The sequence below is a fragment of the Streptomyces coacervatus genome, assembly GCF_029223485.1.
Classification (GTDB): Bacteria; Actinomycetota; Actinomycetes; order Streptomycetales; family Streptomycetaceae; genus Streptomyces; species Streptomyces coacervatus.
Map to the genome: position 1 here is coordinate 36,156 of NZ_JARHTP010000016.1, position 23,735 is coordinate 59,890.

The following is a 23,735-nucleotide window of genomic DNA, read 5'->3' on the forward strand; positions in this document are numbered from 1 at the left end:
GTTTTCGCTGCCGCCACCACGCGGCGAAGGCACCCGAGGCTTCGCACGCCGGGGCACGTCGCTTCCGCCGCCCCCTTTGCCGGCGCCGAGTTCACAGCCCGCGTACGGATTCTGCGAGCAGTCGACGGATCCCCAGCCCCCGTCCGCGAGCGCCGGGGCGGTGCCCGCGACCAGGAGCACCGCGGCCACGCATGACACAACGGATGCACACCTCAACACGACCCGACCCCCTCGACGGCGAAGCGGGCGACCTTCCACGTCCCGTCGTCCTGCTTCTTGACCTCCGCGGTGATCTGTTGCCGTCCTCCTGGGGCGTCGTCCGCCAACTGGCCTGTCCTCTTGCGGTACTTCAGCCAGTGGGTGGAGTCGCCGCAGTCGGAGATCAACACCACAGCGGGGTCAGCGGACGGGGAAATCTGGGTGACCGACGGTGAGTTCTTCGGCTCCCCCTTGGTGATGAGGCCGTTGAGATGGTCGGCGTACATGCCGCGAGTGATCGCTCCGAGGGCCTCGCCCGTGGCGTGCCGGGCGAGCAGCGGCGACTGCCAGTTCGAGGTTTCTGCCTCCGTGGCCATGTCCTGCCACATGCCCCGGTACGCCTGCGTCGCCTGCTCTTGGGCGGCTTCGGCGCGCGACCACGTGTGCGACGTGCTCGGACTCGTCACGCCTGAATCGCGTCGGTCGACGGCACTTCCGGCGCCCGGCGTGCCGTGGCCCGAGTCCGTGCAACCGGCGACGACCAGGGTCAGTCCCGCGCCGACACCGGCGTACACGGCCCGGCACCTCGCTCTCCCCAAACCAGGCACGGTGGCACCTCCCGAAGAGGACGGACGCTGCTGCCCACCGCACGCCATGCGTGGGCATATCCATCCCTACTCCGGGCCGACGGACCTACTTCAAGGTGCGTGGACGTACCGACTTTCGAGTCGGTCCGCTCTCGTTGCCGACTCTTTACTGTGCGGCGAGCTTCTCGTGCCAGTCGATGTGATGACGGGTGAGCCAAGGAGCCGCGTTGCGCGGGCCGTTCTTCAACAGCCTCGGCAACATGAAGTCCCGCAAGACGCGTTGGAGGGGGGCCGGGATTGCGCGCTTCCTCATCTGGGCGCTCGTGGCGACGAGGCGTTCGACGCGTTCGCGGCGAAGCTGTTCGTACCTCCCGAATGCCTTTGGGATGTCCGGCAGGTCACGAAGGCACATGGCCAGCAGCACGCTGTCCTCCAGGGCCATCGCCGCTCCGTGTCCGGCATTGGGCGATGCAGGGTGAGCCGCATCGCCGACGACAATCATGGAACCCGCATGCCAAATGGGTGTCGATGCCATCTCGTATACGCGGATGCCTATGACGTCGTCGCCAGTCGCTTCAATGAGATCGGTGGCCGGGTCCACGTCGGCGCGCACCCGTTCCAGGGCGAGCCGTTTCCAATCCCTGGAAAGAGCAGTGGCCGAACCGTCCATGCCGGAGATGTTGGTGAACCACCAGGTGTCTCCCCCGGGTGTGGTCAGGAAGGCGAAGAAGGCCCGCTTCCCGTAGATCATGCGGAACGTCTCCGGCGGAGCCAGCACCGGCGCTTTCCTTGCGTACCCGCAGACGACATCTTCGCCCGTGTACCGAGGAGCGGGAGCATCGGCATCGATGGACCGTCGAACGACCGAGTGGATGCCGTCGGCTCCCACGAGGAAATCGCCGACGTCCATGGTGCCGTCCTCGAACGTCGCCACGATACGCCCCGCGGGCGTACGCCTGGCGAACGCCAGACGCTTGCCTCGTTCGACACGGATGCCACGACGCACTGCTTCGCCCTGTAATGCCTCGCAGAGGTCAGCGCGTTTCAGGATGCGCGGCCCAGGCAAGTCGCCGTGCACGTCGCGGTCGAGGCGAGCGGTTGCCAATTGTTTTCCGGCGCTGGTGGTGAACTCAATGCGGCTGCCGGAGAAGGACCGCTCGAGTACGGGCTCGTGGGCGTCGATCGCTTTCAGTGCGTCGATGCCGTTTGCGAAGAGCGACAAGAAGGCTCCGCGCTCGTCGGCGCCCGAGGGATACGCCTCGTACACCACTGAGGTTATGCCGGCCTTTTGCAGCGCAATCGCGGTCGCGGGACCAGCGACGCCTCCGCCGATGATCAATGCATGCATCATTTTTCTCCGTTCGGGCGTTCCGTGCGGAGTGCATCCGACAGGGCCACGAGCTCGCGGACGTCGGCCTCCAGGGAGGCGTCCTCGGGTACAGCGATGGGTACGGCATTCGCGGCGGCAGGCAGTCCGGCAGCGCGGGCTCGCAGCGCCCGTCGCAGCCCGTCCGAGAGTTCCTGGGGAGAGCGGATGCCGGTGCCATCGGATGCGATGACGTACGGGCTGATACGCACGAGACCATCACGGCATTCGATGGCTCGGCGGTAGTAACGGCGGTGTACCGCCCGCGGGTTCAACGCGTCTCGCCAAGGCCTCACCGGGACCCTCGACAGAGCGTTCTCCGGGAAGTGCTCGTGCAGAGCGGCCCACAGGGGCCCCAGCCGCCGGTACTGCCGCAGGTGGCGCCACCACAGGCTCAGTGCGATGCCGTGCATAGCCGCGGCCGGGTACGCGACGCCGACCAGGAAGATGACGACGCCCGGCAACAGAAAGAACACCGCTGCGAACCACCCGAGCGCGGTGGCTGCGGCGCCATGCGTGTGCAGGGACTTCGGCGCGGCGCCACCGCCTGCCCAGTGCAGGACGACGGCCACCACGAAGAGGACGCTGGCCGCCACGATCGCAACCATGCCGGCAGCTGCCAGACGGAGTCCGCGTCTCAGCCGAGGCCCGGCGCCGCGCGCATATCGCCGGTTCCATACCCAGGCCCTGCTGAAGCCGAAGACGCAGTACGCGTCCGCAGCCACGAAGAAGACCGCAACGCTCGAGACCCGGTGATCGCGGGTTCCCACGCCCTCTGGCGTGAGCAGCGCTGCTGTCATCAGCACCGCAAGCGTCACGGCGAGCGGGATACCGTACTGCCAAGCCCTTTTCCTGGCCTGACGACCATTCAGCGCCGAATAGAGATAGAAGCAGACCAGACCGTGCACGCCGATCACCACAAGTGAGTGCTCGATCAGGCGCGATTCCATCGCTGTGGTACCAAGAAGACCGACTTGGCGGTCGGCGGCTCGACCGAAGGGGAAGGACACGGTCCAGCCGGTGATGAGTCCGCACAACGACCACAGAGCTCGGTCCTTCGGGGCTCGTATCAAGCGGACGACCGTCCAGGCCAGGACGACGCATGCGGTGATTCCGTAGATCGCAAGGAGATCGTTCACAGCCACCCCAGCCGGTCGCTGAGCGCCATACCCATTCGCTCGGCCGCACCGTCGTCCGGGTTCTTGGGGACGACGTGGTCGAGTACGGACGCCCACTCGAGAATGATCGTGGCCACGGTCTCGGCTTCGCGCTCCTGCGCGTCGTCATAGACCGAACGTCCCATGGCCCATCGAATGGTGCTCTCCTGCAAGAACGGAAACTCGCCTTGCTGCGCCGCCGCTTCGATGCCCCGCCCGAGAAACCGCAACAGGCCGGGAGGAGCACAGCTCTCATGCTGAGCAAATTTGTGGCCGAACTCGTGGAGGATGATGTGCCGTTGATGAGCTCGGCTGGTCTGCCGCTGGTAGACGATGAAGTCGGCGTCATCAGTGCCGATCCAGAGACCGAAGGGCCCGGGAAGAGGTATGTCGTAGGGCACCAACCGGATTGGCTTGCCCTGCTGTTGGGCGAATCGCCGACACAGTTCCTCTACGTCCAGGGGTGGCCGGATCTCCAGATCGTTGAGTAATCGCCGACAGCGTCTGCGTAAGTCACGCTCACTCATCGGTCTCGGGTCCCTCCCGTTCGCAGCAGGTAATGGGGGTTCCGTGCCGGATTGCGGGTATCGCTCGCGTCAGGCGTCCGGGTCCGTGGAGTTCCGGGTCTGATTCTGGGTAAGGACATGCTCAACGATCTGCGTCACGATGGCCAGACCTTCAGGGCTTAGTTCCAGGGCCCTGAGGGCGAGGTTTCTGACCTCGGGATTGTGGCCGACTCTCGCCAGGGCGACCGCCGCGTCGGTCTGTGTGTCCGACACGGGCTCCAGGAAGTACGACACCGAGACCCGGAAGAACTGCGCCAGCACCGCCATCAGATCCATGGACGGGTTGCGCTTCGTGCCATTGCGCAGGGCGGACAGGTACGCCCCGCTCACCCTGAGATCCGGCTCGATCTCCTTGAGCGCCGAGGCGACTTCGTCATTGGTGTACCGCCGCCCCTTGGGCCCCTCCGGACGGATCTCGTCGAAGAGGCGCTCCAGCCGCTCAGCCAGTGTTGACCGTCCCTCAGCACCAGGCACAAGCACATCCCCTTGAACATGAAGCTCACCTGACGCCCTTTCATTTCCCTTTACCCGAGCGTCGGTTGACAGGACTGAACGGTTCCACCCTAGACTCACTCACCGTCAGATTCAACCAGTAGTTGAGCCACAGAATCTACAGATCACCCCAGAGTTGTTCAGTCTTGAACCGCTGAGGTACGAACGGCCGCTCAGACGCCCCGGGGAAACGGCACCTCACTCCAGCTCCCCAACCCGCGGAGCCGGCCCAACGGCGCTGCAGCGCAACCGCGTGCCACACCGCGAGGGGACGATGACCATGGCTCCACAGACGACCTCGATCCACCGTTCTCGTACGATGGGCAGTCCGCCCTTTGATTCACCGTTCGACGAATCCACCGACTTCGCGACCGAGACAACGGCGCAAGGCCGGGCCGCCCACTGCACCACCTGCGGAGAGTCCTTCGTCGACGCCGTCACCGGCACTCTGTACCGACATGCCTGGGACCGTTGGGCGGCCTGCACACTCGCCGACGCCCGACGCGAACGCCGTTCGCTCGCGTTGATCCTCGCTGACGTCGACCGGTTCAAGACGATCAACGACACCTACGGCCACCCCGCGGGCGACACGGTGCTCCGTGCCATCGCCGACGTGCTCCGCAGCGGAAGCGGTGACGCCGGCCTCGTGGGCCGCTACGGAGGCTGCGCCGGCGATGAGTTCCTGATGCTGCTCCCCGACCTCGACCTCAACCGCGCACTCGTCATCGCCCGGAGAATGCGCGACCGGGTCCGCGGCCTCACCGTCGACGTACGCACACAGCGAGGCGTCACGGTCAGGCTGACGGGTCAGACCGTCTCCATCGGTATAGCCGTGGCCGCCGACCTCCCACCCGGGGCACTGGCCGATCTGCTCCTCGACTGCGACGCCGCTCTACGTCAGGCCAAGAGAAGCGGCGGCGACCAGGTCCGCGTCGCGCTCCCCTGCGCGAGCCCCCTCCCCGACGACACCGGCAAACAGCCCCTCGACCCACGCGGCGTCGGCGTACGCCTGATGCTCGCGCCCCATCACTGCCTCCCGCGCACCACGGAACAGGAGCTCGCGCTTTCCCCTCTCGGGGTGGAGCACGTCTACACAGTCCTCTCCACCCTCCTCAATCGCTGCACAGCACCTTTGGAGGCGCCATGAAGACCCATGATCAATTGCAGTCCATCCATTACTCGGCCTGGGTGCCCGTGGAGGGAGCGTCGGCGGTCGCTGCCGGCGAGTGGTGGGACGCCGTACGCGTGGAGGCAGGTCTCGGCATCCCGGTCGTCCACTACTTCCGCGCACTGAGCCCCGACCGGCTCGGCCCCGTCATCGCCGACCCCGACATGAGGATCCCGAGCCTCTACTTCCTCATTCCGCCCGGCACGGCGGCTGACTGGGCCGCGCCAGGCTCCCGTGGCCTGGGACGCAATTGCTATGTCGTCGTCCCCAATCTCTGCCGCACCGCCCCTCCGGGGGCGTACTGGCTGGTCAGACCGCAGTACGCGAACCGCCATACCGACCCTGAGTCCTTGCGGCGCTTCCTCGATACGGCCGCGGCGTAACCGATCCTGCCAACTGACCGCTCGGACAAGGAGCTTGCTGTGCGAGATCCGGCGGAGAGCGATGCCCAACGACGCGCCCGACTCGCGCGCTGGCCTGGTCTGCTGCACCGAAGGACTCACGGCCGGCACCGCCACGACGAACAGCACCGACACGACCATTCCCAAGACCGTTTCATCTCCCACCAATGCAGATATGCGTTGCGGATCCTGCGTCGAGAGTGGGTCACGGACATCCTGGAAGTGCTTGCGGCAGGCCCGATCCAGTACGGCGCACTGCTCCAGGCCGTCCGGGACCGAACACCGGATCCTCAACATCCGTCGGAGCAGCGCTACATCCAGGACTCGGTCCTGAACCGGACGCTGAACAAGCTGCGGGACGAGGCCCTGGTCCTGCGCGACCGAGAGGAGCGTTTTCCATACCACACGACGTACCGCATCACTGTTGCGGGACGACAACTGCTCGATGCGCTTGGACCGTTGGCGAGCTGGTCGGAACAGCACCAAGGGCTGTAATCGGGGGCACGAGCTACGTCGCTCAGGGCTTCTCCAGGACGTCATGCTCTCTTATCCATGCACTCCTGCAACCGCGGCGCAATGATGCCGTCTACCAGGAACTGCGACGAAACGTCTCTCTCGTGCCCTCGACGCCACCCTGCCCGTGACCAAGGCCTTGTGCGCGACCGATCCCGCTGCAGCCGGGTTCGAGACCTGGGAGGCGTAGGTTACGGCCATGCAGGTCGGCTCGGCGTTGTTCGCTGCCAGTACAGCGTCCAACGGGCCTGCCTTGTGCCGGATCGGAGTCGACGGCAAGAGCAAGGATCTCCCGGTCACCGGGCCTCAGCCCTACCTGCACGTCGACGCATGGCTGACGTCGTGGTACCTGGCAACCGTCTGCCGCGAGAACGGGCGTCTTGAACAGTTGGCGAGCGCTCCTGTGTCATTCCTTCGTCAGTCGGGCGCGGTCTTCGACGAGTTTCTGTACGACTGGGTGGAGGCTTTCCAGAGTTTCTGGCACGGGCAGCCTGAAGTCATGTGGGACAAGGTTGTGTCTGCAGTCAATGGGACCGATCCAGCCGTGCCTCACAACACGGGCAGCGACGTGCTGCTCAAGATCCTGTATCCGCCATTGGAACTCTTTCACCTCTATCAGCGCCAAGAGGTCGAGCGTTTCAACGCCGCTCTCGCCAATGCCGTCACCCGGCACAAGGAGTTCTGGACGGCAGACGAGGAACGCGCTCAGAGCGTCGACGGACTGGTGGCCCTGGCCCCGCTCGCCCTCGCTTCGATGTCGCGCGATGCCGACTTTCCTAACGACGTCGAGTCCCACTACCTGCCCGAGGAGTTGCTGAGGTTCGGCTGGGCTGGCGAGGTTGACGCCTAATCCCCTCCTGCAGCCCGCGTGGGTTCGGCAACTTCCTCACCTGATGCACCCGAGACCGACCAATGCGGGTGCCAAGTCCAGGATTCCGTCCTGAACCACACGCTCAGCAGTATGCATTGGAACCCTTGGCTGGCTGGCCGGAACAGCGCCACCGGCTGCGGTCTGGGGATGAGTTCGTGTGACAGCGCATGGCGGACGCTCTGGGGGACCCCGACCCGGCTTCGCCACCGCTTGATCGCCATCCACTCCCGCACGCAGGCCAACAGCCCACGGACACCGGCACACCCCGCAGCACTCCCCTTACCGGTCCGGAACGTCTCGCGGCGACGTCGCGTCAGGGCTTCGTTCCGAGATCGACGGCGCGCCGTTTAAAGCGTTTTAACCGGTGGGTACCATCACCGCCACCACAGACGCATGCCAAGAATGCGACCAGAATCCGGAGGGGAGGGAAAGTGGACGTGCCGAAATCCGCCGCCCCCACGGGCGGCAATGGCGCGGTCCCGCGCCCCCGCCTGGAGGACGTCGCCACCCGTGTGGGTATGTCCACGGCCTCCGTGTCGCTGGTCCTGCGCAACGCCCCGGGCCCCAGCGAACGGACCCGGCAGCGCGTACTGAAGGCTGTCGCGGAGCTGGGCTATCGCCCCGACCGCACCGCCAGTCTGCTGGCCAGCCGACGCAGCCGGCTGCTCGGCGTCATGGTCAACATCCACAGCCCGTTCCACGCCGAACTGGTCGAGCATCTGCACACGGCCGCCGAGGAGGTCGGCTACGACCTGGTCCTGTCCACCCAGACCCGTACCCGTGACGAGCACACCGCCATCGGGACGCTGCTCGCCTTCCGCAGCGAGGCCCTGATCCTCCTCGGCCCCGTGGCCCCTGCCGACGCCCTGGCCGCACTGGACCGCAAGACGCCCGTCGTCGCCGTCGGCCGCCGTATCGCCGACGCCGCCCTGGACGTCGTACGCACCGCCGACGAGGACGGCATCGGCCAAGTCGTCGACCACCTGGTGGAGTTGGGGCACCGCGAGATCGCGTATGTGGACGGCGGCAGGGGTGTCATCGCGACCGATCGGCGCCACGGCTATCGCACCGCCATGCGCCGCCACGGGCTCGACGAGCACATCCGGGTGCTCCCCGGCGACATCACCGAGGAGGCCGGCGAAAGGGCCGCACAGCATCTCCTCGACAGCGGCCCGCCGCCCACGGCAGTGGTCGCATACAACGACCAGTCGGCCATCGGTGTCCTCGCCGCGTTCGGCCGGGCCGGGATCGCCGTCCCCGGCACCGTCTCCGTCGCCGGCTACGACGACAATGCCCTGTCCCGGCTGGACTGCTTCGACCTGACCACCGTCAGCCAGAACGCCGAGGAGCAGGCCCGTCATGCCGTGACGGCCGCCGTCGAGCGCCTCGACGGCGGCCGCACCGCACCCCGCGAGATCGTCCTCCCGCCCCGTCTGATCGTGCGAGGGACCACGCGGACGCCTTCGCGCGTATCAGGCACCTAACGCGTGTATCAGGCACCTAACAAGACAAGGTGCGCATCGGGCACAAAGTCTTGACACGCCCCCGAAACAGAAGCATGCTCTGCGCACCGCTTAAAGCGCTTTAAAGAACACAAGATCGCCTGGTTCCCCGACGGAATCGCAGCGGGAAACTCCCGTGCGGCAAACCGTCGGAGCGTCACAAACGACGACCTACGAGAAAGTCGGCAGCGGGACGGCTCTGCCACCGCGCATCCCCGTTCACGCGCCCCTTCGGCGCACCCTCCCTGGCACCCCCATGCCCTCACACCCGTACCCGTACCCAAGGCTCTCCCGGCCCCGCTCAAGCCCTCGCCCGGCTTCACATGAAGGAGCAACCCAGCACATGGAACGCATGCAGACCCGGCGGCCGTCCGGTCGCCGTCTCTCCACAAGAGGCCTGACCGCAGTGACTCTGCTCGCCATGGCAGCCGCCGCGCTGACCGGGTGCGCCAGCGGCAAGGGCTCCGGCGGCGACGGGGGCCAGTCGACGGCACCGGCCGGGGGCGGATCGACGTCCGGCACGAAGAGCAGCGGCAAGAACTCCATCTACGTCATCGGGGGCAAGGCCGACGACCCGTTCTGGTCCGCGATCAAGCGTGGCGGCGAGGACGCCGCCAAGCTGGTCACGGCGGGCGGCGGCAAGGTCACCTTCCTGGGCCCGCAGAACTACGACAACCTCGGCCCGGACGCCGCCAAGCTGACACTCACCGCGCTGGCGCAGAACCCGTCCGCCATCGTGGTGCCGGACTGGGTTCCCGAGAACCAGGACGCCGCGATCAAGCAGGCCATCGCCAAGGGCGTCAAGGTGTTCGTCTACAACTCGGGCGGTGTCGAAGCGGCCAAGCGTACCGGCGCCATCAAGTACATAGGCTCGGACGACTACGAGGCGGGCAAGGCCGGCGGCGCCAAGTTCGCCGAGGAGGGCGCCAAGAACATCCTGTGCGTCAACACCGTGCCCGGTGCGGCCAATTCGGAAGCCCGCTGCAAGGGCATCAAGGACGGCGCCAAGAGCAAGGGGGGCACGTCCAAGCAACTCCCCCTGCCCTCCTCGAACTTCGGCAACCCGTCCGCCGTCACACAGGCGATCAAGGCCGCGCTGCTGAAGGACGGCAGCGTCGACGCCGTGGTCACCATCGGCGTCCAGGACGCGGACAGCGCCGCCGCCGCAATCGACCAGGCCAAGGCCGGTGACAAGGTCAAGCTCGGCACCTTCGACCTCTCACAGAGCCAGCTCGACCGCGTCAAGGCCGGCAAGCAGCTCTTCGCCATCGACCAACAGCCGTACCTGCAGGGCTTCTACGCCGTGTCGATCGCCAACCAGCTCCTGTCCTACGGCGTCCTCCCGCCGCAGAACCCGCTGCTGACCGGCCCGCTCCTGGTCACCGCCGACAACGTCGCCGCGGCGATCGCGGGCACCAAGGCCGGCGTCCGCTGACCCATCCACCGGTGCCGGGCCCGCCCCTGGGCCCGGCACCCCTCCCTGAGCTCCCCTCGCACCACATCCGGAATCACGAAGGTGACACCACTCCGATGACAACCTCTCTTCCCGACACGACGGCCGAGAACGACACGGCCGTCGCCCCACCGAAGCAGTCCGAGAGCCCGCTCGGGCAACTGCGGCATCGCCCCGAGGCAGGCGCACTCATCGGAACCCTCAGCGTCTTCGTCTTCTTCGGGATCTTCGGCGGCGCCAAGTTCCTCGCCCCCGCGGGCGCCGCGAGCTGGCTCAACATCGCCGCCGAACTCGGCATCATCGCCATCCCCGTCGGCCTGCTGATGATCGCCGGCGAACTCGACGTGTCCGTCGGCTCGGTGCTCGCCGGCAGCTCGATGACCCTGGCCATCGTCTCCGGGCACTGGGGCGCCCCCATGATCGTCGGAATCGTGCTCGCCCTCGGCCTCGGCCTGTTCACCGGCCTGCTCAACGGGGTCATCGTCACCCGCACCAACGTCCCGTCCCTGGTGGTCACGCTGGCCACCCTGTCCGGCATGGCCGGTCTCACCCTGGGCCTGTCCCGCGTGACCACCGGCACCACCAGCGTCGCCATCACCCCCGACCCGCTGTCCAAGGCCCTGTTCGGGAAGCTGATCGCCGGCCAGTTCGAGGTGGCGATCTTCTGGTGGCTCGGCCTCGCCACCGTCGTCACCGTGCTGCTGCAGATGATGAAGTACGGCAACTGGATCTTCGCCATCGGCGGCGACAAGGAGAGCGCCCGCGCCACCGGCATCCCCGTCAACCGCGTGAAGATCGCCCTCTATATGGCCAGCGGCTTCGGCGCCGCCCTGGTCGGCGTGATCCAGACCATCCTCTACAACGGCGCCCAGGTCGCCAACGGCCAGTCCTTCGTCTTCAACTCCATCATCGCCGTCGTCATCGGCGGCGTGCTCCTGACCGGCGGCTACGGCTCCGTCTTCGGCATCGTGCTCGGCACGTTGACGTTCGCCATCGTCAACCAGGGCATCTACTACACAGGTTGGAACTCCGACTGGGCCAGCCTCATCCTCGGCATCCTGATCCTCACCGCCGTCCTGATGAACAACACCTTCCGTCGCCTCGCCCTGTCCTACACACCCCGCACCACGAAGAAGGCCCGCCCATGACCACCCCACCCCTGCTGCGCCTGACCGACGTCAGCAAGTCCTTCCTCGGCACCCACGCCCTGCAGGACATCTCCCTGGAGGTGGAGGCCGGCAAGGTGCTGTGCCTGCTCGGAGACAACGGCGCCGGCAAATCCACCCTCATCAAGATCCTCTCCGGGTTCCACAAGCCGACCACCGGCACGATCGAGGTCAGCGGGAAGCCGGTCATGTTCGACAGTCCGCGTGACGCCAGCGACCGGGGCATCGCCACCGTGCACCAGTTCGGCGGCACCTTCCCGCTGATGGGCGTCGGCCGCTGCTTCTTCGTCGGCGCCGAACCCACCAAGGGCTACGGCCCGTTCAAGCTCTTCGACAAGAAACTGGCCGGCGAGATCGCCGTACGCGAGATGCAGTCCCTCGGCATCACCCGCGTCACCGACGGCAACCGCCTCGTCGGCAGCCTCTCCGGCGGCGAACGCCAGGCCCTCGCCATCGCCCGCGCCGTCTACTTCGGCGCCAACGTCCTCATCCTCGACGAGCCCACCGCCGCCCTCGGCGTCAAAGAAGCCGCCCATGTCCTGCGCATCATCATGCAGGCCCGCGCCAAGGGCGTAGCCGTCATCCTCGTCACCCACAACGTCCGCCACGCCATGATGGTCGGCGACCACTTCGCCGTACTGATCCGCGGCCAGAAGGCCGACGACTTCCGCAAGGGCGAACGCACCCGCGAGGAGATCACCGACCTCATGGCCGGCGGCGAGGCCATGGCCCATCTCGAAGCAGAACTGGCCCAGATGCAGCTGCAGGCGGAAGCCGACGCCTGACAGCGGGCAACAGGAAGAGGGCGCACCCGCACGAACCGTGGGAGCGCCCTCTCCGTCACACACCCCGCTCCATGTACGACGGTCAGGACGGTGCGATGCCGGATGCCCGCTCCCCTGGCTCGGCGCCTGTCGGATTCGTCCCGGACCGTTCGAGCCGGGAACCGCTCCATCAGCAGCTCTCCCGGCAGTTGAAGCGCGCCATCGACCAAGGCCATCGGGTGCGGCACGCGGACGGTGTGCGCGTCGCGTAATGGTGCTCGTACGTACCTGTCGGCCTCCTGAAGCCGGACACGGAGTGGTTGGAAACCCTGGGCCTGTACGAGATGCTGCAGGCGGCCGGGCTCGACGTGCACAGCGCCCAGCAGTCGATCGGGGCGCACGCCGCCACCGCGAGGGAGAGCGAACTGCTCGGTGTCGCCGAGGAAAGCGCGTTGCTGACCCTGCGGCGCACGATCGTCGACCGCATCGGCCGCGTCATCGAATACGCCACCCACTGCTACCCGCCCTCGCGGCCCGGCTTCGCCTTCTGCCTCACCTCACGCGCCCACGGAGGATGACAAGTTGCTGGGTCGCCCGGGTCATCGCGACATAGCGGTCGACCGCTCCTTCGATGCCCGTGCCGAAGGTCTCCGGGGCGATGAGGACGACCAGGTCGAACTCCAGCCCCTTCGACAGCTCCGGGGTCAGCGAGCGGACACGGGATGTCGCCCGGAACGCAGGGTCGCCGATGACGCAGGCGATCCCCTCGGCGTGTGCCGCGAGCCAGGTGTCGAGGATCGAGTCGAGGTCCGCAGTGGATCCGTGGACGACGGGGATGCCGCTGCTGCGGATGGAAGTCGGCACGTTGGCGTCCGGGAGTGCGGCACGGATGACCGGCTCGGCTTCCGTCATGACCTCTTCCGGCGTGCGGTAGTTGATGCTCAGGGAGGTCACCCTGACCCTGTCGAGTCCGATCCGTTCGAGCCGTTCCTGCCACGACTCCGTGAACCCGTGCCTGGCCTGGGCGCGGTCCCCGACGATGGTGAAGCTCCGGGACGGGCAGCGCAGCAGCAGCATCTGCCACTCCGCGTCGGTCAGTTCCTGGGCCTCGTCCACGACGATGTGCGCGAACGGGCCGGCGAGCACGTCCGGTTCGGCGGTGGGCAGTGCGCTCTCGTCGATCAGGCTGTCCTGCAGGTCCTGTCCCCGCAGCATCGTCACCGCGCCCTCACCGTCGTCATCGGCCGCGAGCACATTGCCGATGACGTCTGCCATGCGGGCGCGCTGGGCGGCGACAGACGCCTCGTGCCTGCGCTTTCGTCGCGATGCCTCCGGGTCGCCGAGCCGCTGCCGTGCCGCGTCCAGGAGCGGCAGATCGGACACCGTCCAGGCCTGGGCGTCCGCGCGCTGCAGGCTGCGCACCTCGTCGCGGCTGAGCCAGGGAGCGCACATCCGCAGGTAGGCGGGCACCGACCAGAGGTCGCCGACGAGGTCGGCCGCTTCGAGCAGCGGCCACGCCCGGCTGAGGGTGTCGTTCAGTTCCTTGTCCTGCCGCAGGGCCCTGCGGAACAGGTCGGGCGGGACATCGCCGTTGTGCTTGTCCATCAGGATCGCCAGCAGCTTCTCCCAGATCTGGTCGCGCGCTTCGTTGTGCGGCGTGCCTGGCTCTGCCGCTTCGAACGCCTCGGCCCAGTCCTCCGCGCTCAGCCAGAGGTCGGAGGAGTCGATCGTGACCGTCATCCCTTCGGTGGGCGGCTCCTCGTAGAACCTGACGGCCTTCTCGATCGCCTTCACCATGTCCGCGGACGACTTCAGGAGGGCCACGTCCGGGTCGGTCTCGATCGCCGCTGCGGCTCCCTCGGCGACGAGGTCCCGCACGGTGCAGGTCTGCACGCCCTCCTCTCCGAGGCTGGGGAGGACGTCGGCGACGTAGGCCAGGTAGGGCTGGTGCGGGCCGACGAACAGTACGCCGCCCCGACGGTGACCGAGGCGGGGGTCGGAGTAGAGCAGGTGGGCGGAACGGTGCAGGGCGACGACGGTCTTCCCGGTGCCGGGACCGCCGTCGACGACGAGGGCGCCGCGGGATCCCGCCCGGATGATGGCGTCCTGGTCGGCCTGGATGGTGGCGAGCACGTCGCGCATCCGGGCCGACCGGTTGCTGCCCAGGCTGGCGATGAAGGCGGACTGATCGTCGAGCGCGGCGTGCCCTTCGAGCCCGTCGGCGGTGAACACCTCGTCCCAGTAGTCGCTGATCCGGCCGCGGGTCCAGCGGTACCTGCGGCGGCTGGCCAGGCCCATCGGGTTGGCGTGGGTCGCCGCGAAGAACGGCTCGGCCGCGGGAGAGCGCCAGTCGAGCAGCAGCCGACGGCCCGTGCTGTCGGTGAGGCCGAGTCGTCCGATGTACAGGGGCTCGGGGTCGTCCGCGCCGACGATGTGCCCGAGGCACAGGTCCAGGCCGAAGCGGCGCAGGGTGCGCAGGCGGCCGGTGAGCCGGTGGACCTCGATGTCCCGGTCCATCGCCTGCCGGCCCATGCCGCCGGGTGCCTTGAGCTCGGCGTCGAGGCGGTCGGACAGTTCGGCGATGGTCTGCTCGAGGCTCTCGGCGATGGCCGCGAAGTGCTGGTCGTCGGCGGCGATCAGCGTGGGGTCGGCCTTGGGGGCGAGGCGGTCGGGAAGGTCGAACGCGCTGGTCTTTGGGCACGACCCATGAACCGACAACGGCAAATGCACTTCGTGAATCTCCTGTTTCCGCAGCTTCGGGCTTCGGCCTGCGATTCTGCGGTACGACCGGGGCCTTGCCGCAAGCCCCCCAGTGCGCTATATGTTGAAAGTGGCAAGGAGTGGCGAACTCCTTGCCTTTATTTTTCCTGGGACGCACTGCGCGCGTCCACGCTGAGCGAAGTGGACGCGCGCTGTCGGCATTCAGCCGCTCGCTACTTCTGGTCGATCCAGTAGTGCGTGAGCTTGCCACCGGCGCAGGTCAGTCGGACGGTGGTCGAGTAGTTGTACCAGGCCGTCCACTGGTAGGCGCCAGTGCTGCACCTGATGCCGAGACGCCAGGTCGTGCCGCTGCCGCACCACCCTTGCGCCGTATAGCTGCTGATCTTCGATGTGGAGCAGCTGGCTGCTGCCGCGGCCGGCGCGGCTTGGGCTGTCGCCGACGCGGTACCGGCCAGGCCGAGTGCCAAGGCCCCTGTCGCGGCGGTGGCTGCCAGCCCCCGAGCGATCCTCATATTGGTCCCTCCCGTTTGTCTGCCGGGCCGCTTCAGGTGCTGTGCATTGCCCTGTGGCGGCCTTCTTGGTCGCGCGCAACGCTATGGCGCGCGAACCGAGGTCCGCGTCAAACAGTGATGGCAATTGGCCGTAAACCCTCGCGGTACCTTGAACAGGGAGTGCCACAGCCGCTGTAGGCAGATCGCGGCAGACCGAGGAGCTTCAGGCCGGTTCGCCGCGCAGGATGCTGTAGCGCACGCCGTCGCGCCACTGGCCGTCGCGGAAGGCGATGCTGCGCAGGACGCCCTCGCGGGTGAACCCGACCTTTTCCAGGGCGCGTTGTTCGGGGATGTTCTGCGCTTCGGTGTCCGCCTCGATGCGTACGGCCGTTGTGTTCGCGAAGAGGTAGCGCACCAACTGACGTTGTGCCTCAGTCCCGGCGCCCCGTCCGCGGGCCTCCGGCAGCAGGTTGATGCCCATGTTCCAGTAGGTGGTGGTCCGGGTGGGCCTGACCAGCCGCCAGGCGACGAAGCCCAGCCGCTCCGTGCCGCGCACCACCATCAGATGCCCTCCCTCGTCGCCGAGCAGGCCGTCCTGCGCCCACTGGCGCCGCCAGCGTCCGGTGTCCCACCAGCCGAACCACTGGAAGGGCGCGGCGGTCTCCGGGTCGGTGAGGAACCGTTCCATGACAGACAGGTCGTCCTCGGCCACCGGACGCAGCGCAACTTCGTCGATGCTCATGTGTGCCACCCTACGGGGCCGCTCCATCGGGTTTCGGTGCTACGGCGGCGGGGTCAACTCCCTTGCAGGACGGTCGCGTTCACTCGGCCAGGTCCAGTCCCGTCATGAGTTCCGCGAAGGCGTGGGCCGCGGTGGGTGAGGTGAGCAGTCGGTCGAGGCGGGCGCGGGCCAGGCTGCGATGGAAGGGGCCGGAGTCGGTGTCGTCGCCGGCGTCGTGGAGCGTGCGGGTCAGCCAGTGGGAGAACTCCTGGTCGTTCCAGACGCGGCGCAGGCAGCGCTGCGAGTAGCTGCGCAGGGCGGTGTCGTCGTGGTCGTGGACGGAGTCCCGGACGGCCCGGGCGAGGAGATCGGCGTCGTAGAGGGCGAGGTTCATGCCCTTGCCGCCCATCGGCGAGACGATGTGGGCGGCGTCGCCGACGAGATAGAGGCGGCCGTACTGCATCGGGTCGTGGACGAGGCTGCGGAGCCGGAAGGTCTCGCGGTCGGTGATCGGCCCGGCGGGGAGGGCGGGGTCGGCGAGCCGGGTGTGCAGGGCGTCCCAGATGCGGGTGTCGGGCCAGGCGTCGGGGTGGTCGTCGGGCGGGCACTGGAGGTAGTAGCGGCTGGTGTGCGGGCCGCGGGGAAAGTGGGCGGCGAAGCCGTGCGGGCTGACGGCGAGGAGCGGGTGGGCCGGGGGCGGGGCGTCGGCGAGGACGGTGAGCCAGCCGATGCCGTGGTCCAGGGCGTACGCGGTGAGGGCGCCGTCGGGGACGGCGCTGCGGCTGATGCCGTGGTCACCGTCGCAGCCCGCGACGAAGGCGCAGGTGATGGTGCGGACGGTGCCGTCGGCGGTGCGGTAGCGGACGGTCGGGCGGTCGCCGGTCAGGTCGTGCAAGGAGACGTCGGCGGCCTCGAAGCGCAGGTCGCCGCCGTCGGCGAGGTATGCGGTGGTGAGCTTCTGGACCAGTACCTGCTGGGGGCACAGGCGGGCCCGGGGGCCTTCGGAGCCGTCGTTGTCGGACACCAGGTGGCTCTCGCCGTCCACCCGGAGCTCCAGGATGCCGTCGTACGGGATCCCGCCCAGGACACGGTCGGCCAGCCCCCAGGAGTCGAACATCCGGACGGCGCGGGTTTCGACGATGCCGGCCCGCTGGCGCTGCGCGACGTACTCGCGGCTGCGGCGTTCCAGGACGACGCAGTCGATGTCGCTGCGCCGCAGCAGGTTGGCGACGGTCAGCCCGGCCGGGCCCGCGCCGATCACGACGACGGTCGTGGATTCCGGCTTCTCCTTCAACTCCCGTGAATTTTCCGTCACTTGACCACCTCCGCTGTCAGGCTAGCGGAATCTCCCGGGTCAGCTGCCGCGCAGTTCCTCAAGCGCGGCGTCGAGGTCGGCCGGGCGCGGCCGGTTGTGCGGGAGTCTGCCGAGCAGGGCCGCCATGCCGCAGGTGCCGGTGAGCGCGGAGAAGACCAGGCCGCCCGCTATCGCTGCGGAGACGAGCTGGAACGCCGGGTGCACGAGGAGGCCGAGCGCCAGCCCCAGGAGCACCAGCGTGCCCGCGGTGAAACGCACCTGGCGCTCCATGCCCCAGGCGGCCCGCGCCCGGGGGGCCGCCGGCCGGTGCAGGTCGTGTCCTGCGGCGGCCCAGGCGTCGGTGCCGCCGGTGAGCGTCGCGGCCGGGATGCCCTGCTCGGCAAGGAGCTTGCAGGCGTTCTCCGAGCGGGCCCCGGAGGCACATACGACCAGGACGTCGCCGCGTTCGGTGGCCTGCCGGATGTCGGGCAGGGCGCGGCGGATCTGGTCGAGGGGGATGTTGAGGGCGCCGGGCAGGTGGCCGGAGGCGTATTCGCCGGGGGTGCGCACGTCGATGACCGTCAGGTGGTGGAGCCGGTCGCGGACCTGGTCGGTGACGAGGGCGGAGGGAACGGGGGAAGCAGTCACGGCAGTTGTGATCCCTACTGATCGTTGTGATCGTTGGTGATTCGCTCTGAGTCCGTTGGGGTTCGACGCCGTCCCGAGCCGGGACGTACAGTACCCCTAGGGGTATACGTTTATGGAGGAGTCGTTGTGGACATGGAGCTCGCGGGTGCGGAACTGAAGTCAGTGCTGAACCGGCTGCGTCGCGCTCAGGGCCAGATCGCCGGTGTGATCCGGATGATCGAGGAGGGGCGCGACTGCGAGGACGTCATCACCCAGCTCGCCGCGGCTTCCCGGGCCCTGGACCGGGCGGGTTTCGCCATCATCGCCACCGGTCTGCAGCAGTGCCTGACCGATGTCGAGTCCGGCCGGAAGAACGGCGAGGACGTCGAGCAGATGCGCGCCCGTCTGGAGAAGCTGTTCCTCTCGCTGGCGTGAGGGGTCGGTCCGTCGTCGGTTTCCTGGCGTGAGAGGTCCCACGCCGGTGGCCGTCACACGGCCGAGCCGATCAGCATGAAGCCCGCCACGCCCAGCAGCACCAGGGCGAAGATCCGCTGAAGCGCCTGCCCGGACACCTTTGTCGCGAGGCGTTTGCCGTCCCAGGCGCCGAGGATCGCGGCCCCGGCGAACGGTCCGATGACGGCCCAGTCCAGTCCGTCGGCCGTGCCCGCGCGCAGGGCCAGGGCGGCGACCGAGTTGATGGTGATGACCAGCAGGCTCGTCCCCACCGCCGCCCGCATGCGCAGCCCGAGGACGCTCACCAGGGCCGGTACGGCGAGAAATCCGCCGCCCACACCGAGGACTCCGGTGACCGCCCCGAGCCCGGCCCCCGCCGCGGCCGCCCGGCCGGGCCGTACCGCTCGTACGGCATCGCCCGATCCGACCCGCGGGCGCAGCATCCGCACCGCGGCCACCAGCGCCACCAGGGCGAAGGCCGCGGTGAGCGCCGCTGCCGGCAGCCGTGCCGCCACCAGCGCGCCGAGCATGGCCGGTCCTGTGCCCGCGGCCGCGAACAGCAGTCCGGTGCGCCAGCGGACGTGACCCTCCCGGGCGTGCGCGGGCAGCGCGGTGGCCGTGGTGACGGCCACGATGACCAGACTGGCCGTGGTCGCCGCGACCGGGGTGAAACCGAGCAGGTAGATCAGAGCGGGGACGGCCAGGACGCTGCCGCCTCCCCCGAGCGCGCCGAGCGCCAGACCTATGACGGAACCGGAGACCAGGGCGAGTACGAGAACGCTCACGCCACCGTTCCGCTCTCGCCGTGCCGGTCCACGACGGGCAGCCCCAGCCGGGCCCAGTCGCGCATCCCGCCGATCACGTCGACCGCGTCGGCGCCCCGCGCGGCCAGGAGTTCGGCCGCCTGCCGGGAACGGTTCCCCGAGCGGCAGATGACCACCAGGGGCCGGCCCGCCGCCCGCTCGGGCACTGGTGCGCCCGCCGCCAGCGCGGACAGGGGGACGTGGACTGCGCCGGGGGCGTGCCCCGCCTGCCACTCGTACGACTCACGGACGTCCAGCAGTACGGCATCCCGCTCCGCCGGGACACCGTCCACATGCCCGGTGCACTCCGCGGCCCGCCGTGCATCGACCCTGCCGGGTCCGCGCCTGAACAGGTTCAACGGCACGGTCCGCTCCCTCCCACTGACCTGGTGACTCGACTGATTGCTTGACCTCGGTTGCTCACTGCAGACCCCCGCTCAGGCGGTCCGGACGGTCAGTCCGGCCTTCTCCGCGGCGTCGAAGGTGTCGTCGACGGCGACGACGTCCCGGCCGGCGGCGTGCAGCAGGGAGGCCGCGATGGCGGCACGCATACCGCCGGCGCAGTGCACCCACACCTGGCCGTCGGGGACCTCGCCAAGCCGCCGGTTCAGCGCATGGACGGGTATGTGGACCGCCCCCGCCACGAAGCCGCCCGCGCGTTCGGTCTCCCGCCGGACGTCGAGCACGACCATGTGCCCGTTCCCGTCGTGCAGGCGGCCCGCCAGGTCGGCGAACGTGGCGCGCGGGAAGGAGACCGGGGCCTCGCCGGCCCGCACCCAGTCCGAGGGATCACCTGTGGCCGCGGCGGCCGGGCGGTCGATGCCCACCCGGGCCAACTCGCGCTGGGCGGCAAGGAGTTGACCGTCCGACTCGGCAAGCAGGGTCAGCGGCCTGCCCCAGGGGATCAGCCAGGCCAGGTAGGTGGCGAGCTGCCCCTCCGCCTCGAAGTTGAAGGAGCCGGCGACATGCCCTTCGGCGAAGGCCACACGGTTGCGCAGGTCCACCACCCACTCCCCCGCCGCGAGCCGGGCGGCGATCTCGTCGGCGTCGGCGAGGGCGGGCGGGGTGAGGTCGAGGGGCGCGGGTCCCGCGGCGTTGGCGGGGCCCATGTGGACGTAGTAGGCGGGGATGTCGTCCAGGCCGGCCAGCAGGTCGGCGACGAAGGTGTCCACATCCCGGGTGAGCGCCTCGTTGTACGCCTTCTCCTTGCCGATGGTGGTATCCCCGCCCTCCGTCCGGGCCGCGGAGCAGAAGCTGCCGAACCCGTGGGTGGGCAGAACCGGCGTCCCGTCCGGCAGTTCGGCCGCGAGGCGGTGTGCAGAGGCGTGCTGGGCGCGGGCGAGGCGTTCGGTCAGCCGCGGTTCGACCAGGTCGGGCCGTCCGACCGTGCCGATGAGCAGCGAGCCGCCGGTGAACACCGCGACCGCCGTGCCGTCCTCCTCCAGTACGTAGGAGGTGTGGTGCGGAGTGTGGCCGGGCGTCGCCAGCGCGCGCAGAGCCAGCCCGTCGGCGGCGTCCACCTCCGTACGGTCCCCGTCGTGCACCGGCACCCGCTCGAAGGCGACCCCGGCGCCGGCGGGTACGAGATAGGCGGCGCCCGTGACGCGGGCCAGCTCCAGGCCACCGCTGACGTAGTCGTTGTGCACGTGGGTCTCGACGACGTGCGATATCCGCACCCCCCGCCGCGCCGCCGCCGCGATCACCCTGTCGATGTCGCGCGGCGGATCCACCGCTACGGCCGTCAGCCCGCCGCCCGCCAGATAGCTCCGGTTGCCGAGGCCGGCCACTTCGATCGTGTCGACGAAGAACACGAGGCGCTCCCTTCCGTTGGAGAATTACCCCCCGGGGTATGTAATCGACAGTAGCACGGGTACCCCCAGGGGTATTTTTCGAGGCGGAGGTCGGTGACTCCGGTCGGCCGGTTCGCGCCGGCCGCCAGGGTGGGATTCCAGGTGCACTTCGTGGAGCGCGCGCCGGACATGACGACCATCGGCGGCCGCCTGCTGGCGGACGCCGCTCAGGGGCTCGACGTGATGGTGATCGACGTGGCGGTCATGGACGGGGACTGGCGCCGGGAGGTCAGGGCCGAGGTCATCGACGAGGGCAGCTGGGGTTCCGGCGGCGGGGTCCTCTCCATTCTCTCTCTGCTGGAGAGCGGCGTGTTCAGCGAGGAGCAGGCCAAGGCGATCCGCACGGCGATGGGCGCCTGAGCCCGACAGGCCTCCCCGTCAGGCCGGACCGTCGAGCGCGCCGACGATCAGCGCCTCCAGTTGCTGCGCCACCTGGTCCAGCGGCCGCATGCTGCGCTTCGCGCGGCACATGGCGATGGCGCCCTCGACGGACGCCACGATCAGCGCCGCAAGCCCTGGGGCCTGCTCACTGTCGGCGCCGTGCCTGCGCAGCGCCTCGGCGAGCAGCCCTTCCCAGTCCTCGAACGCCTCGGCCGCGGCAGCGAGGGCCGCGGGGATCTCGTCGGCCGGCGGCTCCTCGACAGAGACGGCCAGCACGGGGCAGCCGGCCCGGAAGTCGCTCTCGACGACGATGCCGCGCCACAGGGCCAGGAAGGCGCGCAGGCCGGCGACCGGGCCCGCGTCGAGTTCCTTGCGCAGGATGCGGGCGACCGCTCCGCCGGCGTACTGCACCGCTTCGGTCGCCAGCTGCCCCTTGCCGTCGGGGAAGTAGTGATACGTCGAGCCGAGCGGCGCCTTGGCGTGTTTGGCCAGCTCGCGGATGCTGGTGGCGTTCAGGCCGCGCCTGCTGATCAGGTCGGCCGCTCCGGCCACGATGCGCTCGCGCGACGGTGCGCTGGATTTGGCCAAGACCGTGCTCCCTCTTCGAACCCCACTGGCTATAACGCCCGTCATAGTCTAGCGTGACCTTCACTTATAACGACTGTCATAGACCTTGCGGGCATGGCAGCACCTGGCAGACCACGAGAGAGGACCTCGTCATGCCGATGATCCGGCTCACCGTCCCGTCCGGTTCGCTGACCGAGGAGGGCCGCAAGACCGTCCAGCGCGACCTGGCCGCCGTACTACTGCGCTGGGAGGGAGCACCCGACACCGCGTTCTTCCGCGCCCAGGCGTGGAGCTATCTGGTCGAGCTGCCCGAGGGGGCGCAGACCACCGCCGAGGACGATGCGCCCCGCTTCCTCGTGGACGTGACGGTTCCGCAGGGTGCGGTGTCCGAGCGGCGCAAGGCCGGTCTCGTCGAGGACGCCACCGGGACCGTGCTCGCGGCGGCCGGGCTGAGCCAGGACGACGCCCTGCGGGTGTGGGTGCTGGTGCACGAGCAGGCCGACGGCACCTGGGGCGCGGGCGGATCGGTCGTCCGCTACGCCGACCTGGTCGCCCTGGCGAAGGGGCAGAAGGAGCAGAAGGGCGAGCAGGCCGATGCGTGAACTGACCTACGTCGCCCGGCACTCGGTGGAGTGGCGCGAGGCACCCGACCCCAAGGTCCAGTCCGATGGGGAGGCGATCGTCGCGCCGGTGGCTGCGACCTCCTGCGACGTCGACTCGGCGATCCTGGCGGGTCACGGCTTCATCGACCCGCCGTTCCCGCTCGGCCACGAGTGCGTGGCCCGGGTCGTGGAGACCGGCGACGCGGTGACCACTGTGGCGTCCGGTGACCTGGTGGTCGTCCCCTGGTCGATCAACTGCGGCAGCTGCGACCACTGCCGCGCCGGGCTGACCGCGCACTGCACGGCCGTACCGCACATGGCCATGTACGGCGCGCCGATCGGCGGCAGTTGGGGCGGTCTCTTCTCCGACCTGGTCCGGGTGCCGTACGCGGCCGCCATGCTCGTACCGCTGCCTGCCGGTCTCGACCCGGTCGCCATGGCCTCGGCGAGCGACAACTGGTCCCTGTCCTGGCGGCTGGTCGCTCCCCACCTCAAGGCGAGGCCCGGCGCCCGGGTCCTGGTGGTTGCCCGCGGCAGCATCGGGCTGTACGTGTGCGACATCGCCCGCGCGCTCGGCGCCTCCGACGTGCTGTACGTGGACCCCGACCCCGAGCACCGCAAGCTCGCCGAGAGTTTCGGCGCCCGTACCGCCGAGGCGCTGGAGCCCGTCCGGCACGGCTTCGACATCGCGGTGGAGGCCACCGGCCGCGTCGACCAGCTCGCCCAGACCGTCAAGTGCCTTGCCCCGGAGGGCATTTGCGAGTCCGCCGGCAACCACTTCCGGCCCGGTGAGCTGCCGCTGCTGGACATGTATCTCACCGGCGTCACGCTGCGCATCGCCCGCGACAACGTCCGGGGCCACATCCCCGACGCCCTCGCACTCGCCGCCTCCGGCACCGTCGACCCCGCACGGGTCGTCTCCCACGTCCTGGACTGGGAACAACTCCCCGACGCCCTGCCCGAGAAGCACCTCAAGCCCGTCTTCGTCCGCACGGACGGCTGACCGGACGACCCGGCCCGC

The 23,735-nt window shown here is 69.0% G+C and carries 26 protein-coding genes and 1 pseudogene; 13 read left to right on the forward strand and 14 right to left on the reverse strand.

Features of this window, described 5'->3' with window-relative positions; all coding sequences use genetic code 11:
* Nucleotides 1-212 precede the first annotated feature (212 nt).
* The 5 genes from P2Q00_RS33495 to P2Q00_RS33515 all read right to left on the reverse strand — a co-directional run bounded on the left by P2Q00_RS33495 (nt 213) and on the right by P2Q00_RS33515 (nt 4,348).
* Nucleotides 213-773, reverse strand: a complete 561-nt coding sequence (locus P2Q00_RS33495) for a hypothetical protein (RefSeq protein WP_275777316.1) — start codon at nt 771-773, stop codon at nt 213-215.
* A gap of 178 nt (nt 774-951) precedes the next feature.
* Complete coding sequence (locus P2Q00_RS33500) at nt 952-2,136, reverse strand: FAD-dependent oxidoreductase (RefSeq protein WP_275777318.1); 1,185 nt, start codon at nt 2,134-2,136, stop codon at nt 952-954.
* The gene (locus P2Q00_RS33505; protein WP_338059369.1) at nt 2,133-3,386 is read right to left on the reverse strand and encodes an MAB_1171c family putative transporter; all 1,254 of its coding nucleotides are present in this window, start codon (nt 3,384-3,386) and stop codon (nt 2,133-2,135) included. Before P2Q00_RS33505 ends, P2Q00_RS33500 begins: the two co-directional genes overlap by 4 nt.
* The gene (locus P2Q00_RS33510) at nt 3,287-3,709 is read right to left on the reverse strand and encodes a hypothetical protein (RefSeq protein WP_275777322.1); all 423 of its coding nucleotides are present in this window, start codon (nt 3,707-3,709) and stop codon (nt 3,287-3,289) included. The genes P2Q00_RS33505 and P2Q00_RS33510 overlap by 100 nt, the downstream gene beginning before the upstream one ends.
* A gap of 195 nt (nt 3,710-3,904) precedes the next feature.
* Nucleotides 3,905-4,348 carry an XRE family transcriptional regulator gene (locus tag P2Q00_RS33515; RefSeq protein WP_275777324.1) on the reverse strand — a complete coding sequence of 148 codons (444 nt, stop codon included), beginning with the start codon at nt 4,346-4,348 and terminating at the stop codon, nt 3,905-3,907.
* Between the two features lie 298 nt (nt 4,349-4,646).
* On the opposite strand from P2Q00_RS33515, the gene P2Q00_RS33520 reads away from it, so the two are divergent.
* From P2Q00_RS33520 to P2Q00_RS33560, 9 genes and pseudogenes are all read left to right on the forward strand, one after another.
* Complete coding sequence (locus P2Q00_RS33520; protein ID WP_275777326.1) at nt 4,647-5,513, forward strand: GGDEF domain-containing protein; 867 nt, start codon at nt 4,647-4,649, stop codon at nt 5,511-5,513.
* On the forward strand, nt 5,510-5,917 hold the full coding sequence (locus tag P2Q00_RS33525; RefSeq protein ID WP_275777328.1) for a hypothetical protein: 408 nt from the start codon (nt 5,510-5,512) through the stop codon (nt 5,915-5,917). Before P2Q00_RS33520 ends, P2Q00_RS33525 begins: the two co-directional genes overlap by 4 nt.
* A 39-nt stretch (nt 5,918-5,956) precedes the next feature.
* Nucleotides 5,957-6,430 (forward strand): winged helix-turn-helix transcriptional regulator, encoded by a 474-nt coding sequence (locus P2Q00_RS33530; RefSeq protein WP_275777329.1) that lies wholly within the window; start codon nt 5,957-5,959, stop codon nt 6,428-6,430.
* Between the two features lie 217 nt (nt 6,431-6,647).
* Nucleotides 6,648-7,298 carry an immunity 49 family protein gene (locus P2Q00_RS33535; protein ID WP_275777331.1) on the forward strand — a complete coding sequence of 217 codons (651 nt, stop codon included), beginning with the start codon at nt 6,648-6,650 and terminating at the stop codon, nt 7,296-7,298.
* A 452-nt stretch (nt 7,299-7,750) separates the two neighbouring features.
* Nucleotides 7,751-8,803 carry a LacI family DNA-binding transcriptional regulator gene (locus P2Q00_RS33540; protein ID WP_275777333.1) on the forward strand — a complete coding sequence of 351 codons (1,053 nt, stop codon included), beginning with the start codon at nt 7,751-7,753 and terminating at the stop codon, nt 8,801-8,803.
* Between the two features lie 361 nt (nt 8,804-9,164).
* On the forward strand, nt 9,165-10,256 hold the full coding sequence (locus P2Q00_RS33545; RefSeq protein WP_275777334.1) for a sugar ABC transporter substrate-binding protein: 1,092 nt from the start codon (nt 9,165-9,167) through the stop codon (nt 10,254-10,256).
* Between the two features lie 95 nt (nt 10,257-10,351).
* Nucleotides 10,352-11,422 carry an ABC transporter permease gene (locus P2Q00_RS33550; protein ID WP_275777335.1) on the forward strand — a complete coding sequence of 357 codons (1,071 nt, stop codon included), beginning with the start codon at nt 10,352-10,354 and terminating at the stop codon, nt 11,420-11,422.
* Nucleotides 11,419-12,225, forward strand: a complete 807-nt coding sequence (locus tag P2Q00_RS33555; RefSeq protein ID WP_275777336.1) for an ATP-binding cassette domain-containing protein — start codon at nt 11,419-11,421, stop codon at nt 12,223-12,225. Before P2Q00_RS33550 ends, P2Q00_RS33555 begins: the two co-directional genes overlap by 4 nt.
* A gap of 269 nt (nt 12,226-12,494) precedes the next feature.
* Nucleotides 12,495-12,782 (forward strand): annotated as a pseudogene (locus P2Q00_RS33560) (UTRA domain-containing protein); the annotation flags it as partial.
* Here the strand turns inward: P2Q00_RS33560 and helR are convergent.
* The 5 genes from helR to P2Q00_RS33585 form a co-directional block, all read right to left on the reverse strand.
* Complete coding sequence (helR, locus tag P2Q00_RS33565) at nt 12,757-14,934, reverse strand: RNA polymerase recycling motor ATPase HelR (protein WP_275777337.1); 2,178 nt, start codon at nt 14,932-14,934, stop codon at nt 12,757-12,759. The pseudogene P2Q00_RS33560 and the gene helR sit on opposite strands and share 26 nt — an antisense overlap.
* 203 nt (nt 14,935-15,137) lie before the next feature.
* A complete protein-coding gene (locus P2Q00_RS33570) occupies nt 15,138-15,437 on the reverse strand; it encodes a hypothetical protein (RefSeq protein ID WP_275777339.1) in 300 nt (99 codons plus the stop codon).
* A gap of 202 nt (nt 15,438-15,639) precedes the next feature.
* Nucleotides 15,640-16,158 carry a GNAT family N-acetyltransferase gene (locus P2Q00_RS33575; RefSeq protein ID WP_275777341.1) on the reverse strand — a complete coding sequence of 173 codons (519 nt, stop codon included), beginning with the start codon at nt 16,156-16,158 and terminating at the stop codon, nt 15,640-15,642.
* Between the two features lie 79 nt (nt 16,159-16,237).
* Nucleotides 16,238-17,452, reverse strand: coding sequence for a 4-hydroxybenzoate 3-monooxygenase (locus P2Q00_RS33580; protein WP_275777343.1), 1,215 nt, complete (start codon nt 17,450-17,452; stop codon nt 16,238-16,240).
* A 39-nt stretch (nt 17,453-17,491) separates the two neighbouring features.
* Nucleotides 17,492-18,079 (reverse strand): rhodanese-like domain-containing protein, encoded by a 588-nt coding sequence (locus P2Q00_RS33585; protein ID WP_275777345.1) that lies wholly within the window; start codon nt 18,077-18,079, stop codon nt 17,492-17,494.
* 126 nt (nt 18,080-18,205) lie between these two features.
* On the opposite strand from P2Q00_RS33585, the gene P2Q00_RS33590 reads away from it, so the two are divergent.
* Nucleotides 18,206-18,493 carry a metal-sensitive transcriptional regulator gene (locus P2Q00_RS33590; RefSeq protein ID WP_275777346.1) on the forward strand — a complete coding sequence of 96 codons (288 nt, stop codon included), beginning with the start codon at nt 18,206-18,208 and terminating at the stop codon, nt 18,491-18,493.
* A gap of 53 nt (nt 18,494-18,546) precedes the next feature.
* Here the strand turns inward: P2Q00_RS33590 and P2Q00_RS33595 are convergent, their stop codons facing one another.
* From P2Q00_RS33595 to P2Q00_RS33605, 3 genes are all read right to left on the reverse strand, one after another.
* Entirely contained in the window at nt 18,547-19,296 is a 750-nt protein-coding gene (locus tag P2Q00_RS33595; protein ID WP_275777348.1) for a sulfite exporter TauE/SafE family protein, read from the reverse strand.
* On the reverse strand, nt 19,293-19,673 hold the full coding sequence (locus P2Q00_RS33600; RefSeq protein WP_275777667.1) for a rhodanese-like domain-containing protein: 381 nt from the start codon (nt 19,671-19,673) through the stop codon (nt 19,293-19,295). The genes P2Q00_RS33595 and P2Q00_RS33600 overlap by 4 nt, the downstream gene beginning before the upstream one ends.
* A 78-nt stretch (nt 19,674-19,751) precedes the next feature.
* The gene (locus P2Q00_RS33605) at nt 19,752-21,125 is read right to left on the reverse strand and encodes an MBL fold metallo-hydrolase (RefSeq protein WP_275777350.1); all 1,374 of its coding nucleotides are present in this window, start codon (nt 21,123-21,125) and stop codon (nt 19,752-19,754) included.
* Nucleotides 21,126-21,218: 93 nt separating this feature from the next.
* Here P2Q00_RS33605 and P2Q00_RS33610 point away from each other — a divergent pair, with 93 nt between their 5' ends.
* Nucleotides 21,219-21,524: a hypothetical protein gene (locus tag P2Q00_RS33610; protein ID WP_275777352.1), complete on the forward strand. Its 306-nt coding sequence runs from the start codon at nt 21,219-21,221 to the stop codon at nt 21,522-21,524.
* Between the two features lie 18 nt (nt 21,525-21,542).
* Here the strand turns inward: P2Q00_RS33610 and P2Q00_RS33615 are convergent, their stop codons facing one another.
* A complete protein-coding gene (locus P2Q00_RS33615) occupies nt 21,543-22,133 on the reverse strand; it encodes a TetR/AcrR family transcriptional regulator (protein WP_275777354.1) in 591 nt (196 codons plus the stop codon).
* 131 nt (nt 22,134-22,264) lie between these two features.
* Between P2Q00_RS33615 and P2Q00_RS33620 the strand changes: the two genes are divergently transcribed.
* Both P2Q00_RS33620 and P2Q00_RS33625 read left to right on the forward strand, forming a co-directional pair.
* A complete protein-coding gene (locus P2Q00_RS33620; RefSeq protein WP_275777355.1) occupies nt 22,265-22,714 on the forward strand; it encodes a tautomerase family protein in 450 nt (149 codons plus the stop codon).
* On the forward strand, nt 22,707-23,717 hold the full coding sequence (locus tag P2Q00_RS33625; protein ID WP_275777356.1) for a zinc-dependent alcohol dehydrogenase: 1,011 nt from the start codon (nt 22,707-22,709) through the stop codon (nt 23,715-23,717). Before P2Q00_RS33620 ends, P2Q00_RS33625 begins: the two co-directional genes overlap by 8 nt.
* Nucleotides 23,718-23,735: the final 18 nt, after the last annotated feature.